Source organism: Verrucomicrobiia bacterium, assembly GCA_035460805.1.
In the GTDB taxonomy this organism is placed as follows: domain Bacteria; phylum Patescibacteriota; class UBA1384; order CAILIB01; family CAILIB01; genus DATHWI01.
On record DATHWI010000117.1, the window covers coordinates 43,118 to 49,963 of the forward strand.

Genomic DNA, 6,846 nt, shown 5'->3' on the forward strand with positions numbered 1-6,846 from the left:
TTTAGTATACGCTACTCACCCGCAATGCTCGATACTGTGCGCCTAGGGGATTGGTGGGTAAACGAGGGATCCTGAGGAAAACCTATCCTAAAAGTGAGTTGCGGCCGGCCTTCCGTTGCAAGAAGGCGCTTCATACGGGGGACAAACGGCGGGATCTCGGTAGGGGCAGCCGCAATGCAATGGGCAAGGCCCAGGCTGGCCGCCAGGTTGAGGAAACGCTGGACGGTGCGCCCAACTGCCAACCAGGACGGCATGTCGTCCTGAGGTGTACTGACTACCACGATGAGGGGCGTAGAGCGGAACTTCTCGTAGGCAAAGCGGGCCTCACCGGGGATGTCTATGCCGTTAAGGATGAACTGCTCTCCTGTTTCGCTTGGGACGGGGTTCTTCACCATGGCCTTCACGAGCATGCCAACGGTACTATCTTCCTTTTCCCACTTCACAAACCTGGCCAGCTCGCGCCGGAGGCCTGGCATGGTGACGGCGGTGCGGAGGCCACGGCCTGCCATCTCCGCAATTTGTTCCTTGTCTTCAACAGAATCGATGAAATGAAGGGTTACATTCTCTTCCCGAGGCATATCGCCAAGGGTTTTGAGTGTAGTTTCTGCCAGCGGTTCCGGCTGGTAGAGGCCGCGGTTGGTGTGCCGTTTTGTCATGCCGGTAAAGGCGGGGTTGTCACTTTTTGCGCCAGCCCATGTCACGGTAAGTGGAATTTCCAATTGGCTTAGTGGGACGGAGAGGGGAATTTTGCCCATGTGCACAGCAAAACCAAAGTGCTCGGCGGCGCAGGCGAAGTTTTCCACGAAAGCACCCAGTGATACTGTGGTGAGTCGAGGTATTCCAGCGGTAGCTAGTTCCAGGTTTGGACGTACAATTATGCCATCTTCCAAAATGGCCACATCCCATGGCTGGTTGTTGTGTGCGGAGGGCGCAAGGGCGGCAAATTGCAGCCAAAAACTGAGCTTTTCACGCAGTGTCCATCCCTCATTGTACGCATCTACGTCAAAATCCCAGGCGCTCATAGGGGATCCTCCAGGCGGTTAAAGATGAGGTCAAAGCCAAGGTCAAATTCGTCAGTCAAACGCTGCCGTTCAGCCGTTGCCTTGGAGGAATTGAAGCTTGGGTCAATGTCGCGGTCAAAGTGTACCGTGTAACGGCCGGATGGCATCTCTTCGCCGGTCAGAATGCGCCGTGCGGTATAGCTGGTGGCTGCCCCGGAGAGAATGGCGGCGTTGCCTAGCTGGGGCCACGAGGGCAGCGTTTGGCCTACCTGCATGAGGGAGTACTGGGTGCGAGGGGTGATATCTGAACCAACAATGGCGCTGGCCAGTTTTACCTTTTCAGAGTTAGGCATGGTGGCGCTTGCCCGGCTAAGGAGTTCCTCGTCTGCACGCCCGTGGAAGAGAGGCCGGTCTGGCTCCAGGTCAAAGCGCTCCACATCGATAATAGTGTTGTCCCCGTTGTCTGTGGCCATGATTACAGGCACGCCCAGCTCCCGTGCTTTGCGACGGGTAAGCACCTTGAGAAGGATGTCATCCACCTCTTCAATGAAAAGATCTAGTTTGCCACCTTCAACAAAGAAAGCATCCAGCTTTTCTTCGGTGACACCATCCCAGAAGGGCACCAGCTCTGCGTAGGGGTTAATCTCATAGACCCGCCGCATGGCGGCAGTCAGCTTGGGAACCGTCAGGTCACACACAGAACCAAAGAGGCGGTTCAGGTTGGTGATGGACAGGGTGTCGTGATCGGCCAGGCGAAGGTGCTTGCCGCCTCCGGAAAGGACGAGGGCATTCAGGACGGACGAGCCCACGCTCATGCCTGCAATGCCAATCTTTGCGCCGTAGAAAGCCCGTTGCTCCTCTTCTGTGATGAGGAACTTGTTGCGTGCAGTACGGAGCTCGTGGAAGGTTTCTTCATCTGGCAGGTGAACCAGGGTGTTCTTCCAGGGAAAGTAGGCCCATTGGGATTTTTCTTCCACCTGAGGGGCGCCCCAGGCATCCGTATCCCAAGCGGCGCGGGTTGCCTTGGCTTCGGAAGAGCCAGGCATGAGGTGGGGGAAGCGGATCTTAAAGAGGTCATCCAGCGCTTCAGGCATGGCCTCAATGACCAGCGGCGCATGTTCCTCCTTGAGGGCAGCTAGCGCCGGGTCATCCACACGGTAGAATTGTGGCGTTACTGCTTGCTGGTCCATCGGTGTTTGATCTTTATCTCAAATTCCGGGGCGCCATAAGCCAAGAGGTGGATGCGTGGCCGGGCCTTGGCTCCCATTTCGCTGTAGAGCTTGTTGTACTCGCTGTTGTACTTACGCAGGCTGCCCATGACGGCTTCTTGTATCTCAAACGCCAGTGACTCGCTCTGTTTCTTGTCGCGCCGGAGCTCCACATAGAGGTGGAGGGTCTGGTTCTGCTTGCGGTCGTACTCGCTGCGCAAGACAAATTTTCCGGTAATACGTTCCTGGAGCTCGTGACTCTCTAGTCCATATTTAATGTTCTCCGGAAAGATATCGAGGGCGTAAAAGGTGGTGGAAACATCGGAGCGGCCGTAGAGTGCCAGGTATTGGTCATAGCCGTGTGCCTGGATAAGGTCTGCGGGTATTTCTATGTCAGATTCAGCCAGGGCAGCCGTCAGCTCCTCTCCTGTAATAAGGCGGCCTTCGTCGTTGATCTTGTACCTAATGAGCGGCATGGCGTTGTCCGCAGTAAAGAGAAGGTAGTTCTTGTTGGTCTCAAAGTAGCGCATGTCCGGTCGGTAGCCCACCAGCGTTGGAAGGAGGGTTGCCTGAGGGAAGAGGCTTTTCATGAGGGCCTCATTTTCTACGATTTTCCGGCGGGCAAAGATGGAGAACGGATTCTCAAATCCCATGATCCCGGCATCGGCCGTACCGTAAATGCCTACCGAGGCGGTGATGTCGTTCTGCTTGCCAATCTTCTTCAAGACATAATCCCGCCACATTTCCGAGTAGTTCTCGCCGGCAAAGAGGAGGGAGACATTGAGGGTAGTGAGGGGTGCGCCTGCCTCTTCCGCATCGTCCAGCACGTCTTTGACAAAGGGAGGGTACCCAGCAATGACGGTACGCTCAAAGTGAGGAGCCAGGTTCTTGAGGATGTGGATGATCTCACCCTTGTTGATGCCAGGGGTGACCAGGGAGATGTGGTGGTCTTCTTCGGCCAGCTTAAGAATTCCGGTGAACATGTAGGTGCCGGCAATCCAGGTGCCCATGGCGTACGCAATAATGACCAGTGTTTTCTCTTCGTGGGACTTATAGCTTGTCCGGAAGAGGGTGTTGTTGAGTTCAACGGATTGGCGGGTGGCAATGTCGTTCCTAAACCAGAAAGAGGGCGTGCCGCTGGAGCCGGAACTCATGGAGACCACATGGCCCGTGGTAACATCGCCATCTTTTAGGAGATCAGGAAGGGGGTACGCTTTGAGGTAGTTCTCCTTGGTGACAGGGGGGACAACCGAAAAGTCCTCGGGAGTGGTCACCTTTTCCGGGTCAATGCTGTTCTTTACCAAAAAGTCACGGTACGCAGGTACCCTGGTAGCTGCTTCTTGAAATGTAGCCAGTGCCTCAGCAAAACCAGCAGGATGCGGATTCGTTTTCATGAGTACTTTAAGCGTACGGGATAAAGGGGTCATAGGGCAATTGTCATCCACTTTCTTTTGTCTGCGGGTACCTTCTGCTAGCATGAGAGAACTATGTCCCGAATCGTTACTGGTATCCAATCTACGGGGAACATTCACCTCGGAAACTACATTGGCGCAATGCGCCCTTTTGTGGAGCTGCAGAATTCCCACGAATGCTTTGTCTTCGTGGCCGATTTGCATGCGTTGAACGGTGTCCATGATCCCAAGGTGCTGCAAGAAAATGTCATGGTTATTGCCAAGGCCTACCTGGCCGTAGGCCTAGACCCTGAGAAGGTGACTATCTTCCGCCAATCAGCAGTTCAGGAGCATGCGGAGCTGGCAGTGATACTGGCGCCTTTCACTAGTCATGGTCTTTTGGAGCGTGCGCATGCCTACAAGGATGCGGTGGCCAAGGGGAAACCGGTGAATGCCGGCCTCTTCTACTACCCTGTGCTTATGGCTGCCGATATTTTGCTCTACAAACCTGAACTTGTTCCCGTTGGGGCAGATCAACAGCAGCACTTGGAAATGACGCGTGAGATAGCGGAGCGGTTCAACCATGTGTATGGCGAGACCTTCCCGCTTCCCAAGGCGCACCTTATGGGCAGCGAAGAGCACATCCTCAAGGGGTTGGATGGCCGCAAAATGTCCAAGAGCTACGATAATGTGATTGGTATTTTTGATGCACCAGACATTATCCGCCAGAAAGTGGCCCGTATTGTGACAGACTCCAAGCGGCCAGAGGAACCAAAGGACCCTGCCACAGATACGCTCTTCTCCATCTACCGGCATGTGGCCAGCCCTGAGGCAGTGGCAGAGCTCTACGAGCGGTACACACAGGGCGGAATAGGGTATAAAGAGGCAAAGGACCTGCTGGCGGAGGCTGTCATTGCCTATGTGGCACCCATGCAGGCCAAGAAAGCCGAGCTGGACCAGGATGAAGACGGGGTACGGGCAATTTTGGAGAATGGCGCAATGAGGGCACGCGCAGTGGCTGAACAAACCGTGAGGGAAGTAAAGGAGAAAATCGGTCTCCTACCGTAACGTTTACGTATGTCAACAGAACCGCGCCGCCGCTTCGAAAAGAAGGAAGAGGTACCGCGTGGGCCAATAATTGGCCGCATGCCGCCTCAAAACCTGGACGCCGAGATCTCCACACTTGGCGCCCTCCTTCTCGATACAGAAGCCATCATGAAGGTGGTGGATTTGTTGACCCCGGAAGATTTTTACCGCCCAGATCACGGCCAGATTTATGCCGCCATGCAGTCTTTGTTTGAGAAGCGGACCCCTATGGACCTGGTTACTGTGGCCGGAGAACTGGAGCGTAACAAGAAGCTGGATGAAGTAGGGGGCATGGCCAAGCTTTCGAGCCTAGTTAGCTCGGTGGCAACTGCTGCCAACATTGTCCACTACGCTACCATTGTCCGGGAAAAAGCGTTGTTGCGCCGCCTCATTGGCGCTGCCGGCACTATTGGTGAACTTGGTTTCCAGGAAGAGCTGGAAGTGGACGCCCTGCTTGATACCGCAGAGCGCACGCTCTTTGGTATTACGCAGCGTTTCCTGAAACAGAACTTTATCTCCGTACGGTCTATCTTGGATGATTCCTTTGAGCGTCTCGGCATGCTTGCCAAGCAGGACGGTGCCTTGCGGGGTATTCCTACGGGTTTTCGACAGCTGGACCGGCTCCTTGGCGGCTTGCAGCGTTCGGATTTGCTTATCATTGCCGCCCGCCCGTCCATGGGTAAAACGGCTTTTGTAATGAACATTGCAGAGCACGTAGCGGTGCAGGAGAAGAAAACCGTGGGCATTTTCTCCCTGGAAATGAGCAAGGAGCAGCTGGTGGACCGCCTTATTTCTTCCATGGGAAGAGTGGACTCTTGGAAACTGCGCAATGGCCAGCTTTCGGAGGACGACATGTCCAGCCTTATCCAAGCCCAGGCCCAACTGGCAGAAGCCAACCTCTTTATTGACGATGCCCCGATGGCTTCTGTTATGGAGGTGCGCGCCAAAGCCCGTCGGCTGCAGTCTGAGCATGGCCTAGACCTGATCTGTATCGACTACTTGCAGCTCATGGTGGGTAGTGCCAAGAACCAGGACAACCGCGTACAGGAGGTATCCGAGATCTCCCGCTCCCTTAAGGCCTTGGCTAAGGAGCTGAACTGCCCCGTCATTGCGTTGTCGCAGCTTTCCCGTGCCGTGGAGGCTAGGAATGACAAGCGCCCGATGCTTTCGGACCTGCGTGAGTCAGGATCCATTGAGCAGGATGCTGACGTGGTCATGTTCTTGTACCGTGAGGACTACTATAACAAGAACCGCGAAGAGCACTCCAACTTGCTGGAAGTGATCATTTCTAAACACCGCAACGGCCCCACGGGGGATGCCAAGCTTTCTGCGCAGCTGCAGCACAGTCGTTTTTACGACATAGACCTACGTTCTGATTCTCATTAGTGGGTCTATGGCGATCGGCGAACATTGACCTCTATAGACTGTGAGCCGATATGATATTGACATCAGACACGATTCTTAAAAAAAGTATTGTGCTTCCGTAGCTTACATTCGTTAAAAAATTGTGTGTAAGTTAAGACGAAATATATACATTGATGGTCGATGTAAGTAGGGAACTTTTGCTAGGCCTTGAACCTAGCATTTTTCATTGCCAACCGAGTGACAAAAAAGTGCCGAAAAGATTCCTAGCGAAATAATGGCTTCCTAAGCCATTTAACGCATACTACAGGTTAACAACCCACTCTAGCTCATTGACCGGGGAGCATTGGAGGATTATAATTAGTGCGTTGAGGATCAGTTTACCAATGTTGGTCCCAACAAGTGCCTGGCGGAAAAATAATACAAATACCTTAATAATTTTTGTACCTTTTCTCCTCGTACTGGCTGGAGTGATACTACTAGCCTGAGTAAGACACAAGTTTTGTTTGGGTGCCAAGCAAGACACTTCAGTTTACAAAAACGATTCGCATCACAGGGTTTAACCATCAAGTGCCCACAGTGATCAATGCGAATCGTTTTTTTGTGTTTAAAATTTAAAGGGTTGACAGGTTGACATCCCTCATGTATGATTCAGATTCGTTTCGGGGTGAGCAATATGAGGTGTCATGGAAGCCTTTTGGTTATCTGGGCACTAGCCCATGAGCCTGACCTTCTCAAAGAGGAGGTGAGGAAGATGACGGAAGAACATATAGGAAATTGCCTTACTTGTAAGGCACT

General features: G+C 53.4%; 5 protein-coding genes. 2 read left to right on the top strand and 3 right to left on the bottom strand.

The genetic code is table 11. The features are described 5' to 3' along the window. Positions 1 to 11: 11 nt before the first annotated feature. From VLA04_04920 to VLA04_04930, 3 genes are read right to left on the bottom strand one after another with little or no spacing between them, the layout of a single operon-like run. The gene (locus VLA04_04920; GenBank protein ID HSI21008.1) at positions 12 to 1,022 is read right to left on the bottom strand and encodes a hypothetical protein; all 1,011 of its coding nucleotides are present in this window, start codon (positions 1,020 to 1,022) and stop codon (positions 12 to 14) included. Beyond that, on the bottom strand, positions 1,019 to 2,191 hold the full coding sequence (locus tag VLA04_04925) for a ThiF family adenylyltransferase (protein ID HSI21009.1): 1,173 nt from the start codon (positions 2,189 to 2,191) through the stop codon (positions 1,019 to 1,021). The genes VLA04_04920 and VLA04_04925 overlap by 4 nt, the downstream gene beginning before the upstream one ends. Beyond that, complete coding sequence (locus tag VLA04_04930; GenBank protein ID HSI21010.1) at positions 2,173 to 3,603, bottom strand: phenylacetate--CoA ligase family protein; 1,431 nt, start codon at positions 3,601 to 3,603, stop codon at positions 2,173 to 2,175. The genes VLA04_04925 and VLA04_04930 overlap by 19 nt, the downstream gene beginning before the upstream one ends. Before the next feature lie 93 nt (positions 3,604 to 3,696). Between VLA04_04930 and trpS the strand changes: the two genes are divergently transcribed. Both trpS and dnaB read left to right on the top strand, forming a co-directional pair. Continuing rightward, on the top strand, positions 3,697 to 4,668 hold the full coding sequence (gene trpS, locus VLA04_04935) for a tryptophan--tRNA ligase (protein ID HSI21011.1): 972 nt from the start codon (positions 3,697 to 3,699) through the stop codon (positions 4,666 to 4,668). A gap of 9 nt (positions 4,669 to 4,677) precedes the next feature. Continuing rightward, positions 4,678 to 6,072 carry a replicative DNA helicase gene (gene dnaB, locus VLA04_04940; GenBank protein ID HSI21012.1) on the top strand — a complete coding sequence of 465 codons (1,395 nt, stop codon included), beginning with the start codon at positions 4,678 to 4,680 and terminating at the stop codon, positions 6,070 to 6,072. The last annotated feature ends 774 nt before the right edge of the window (positions 6,073 to 6,846 follow it).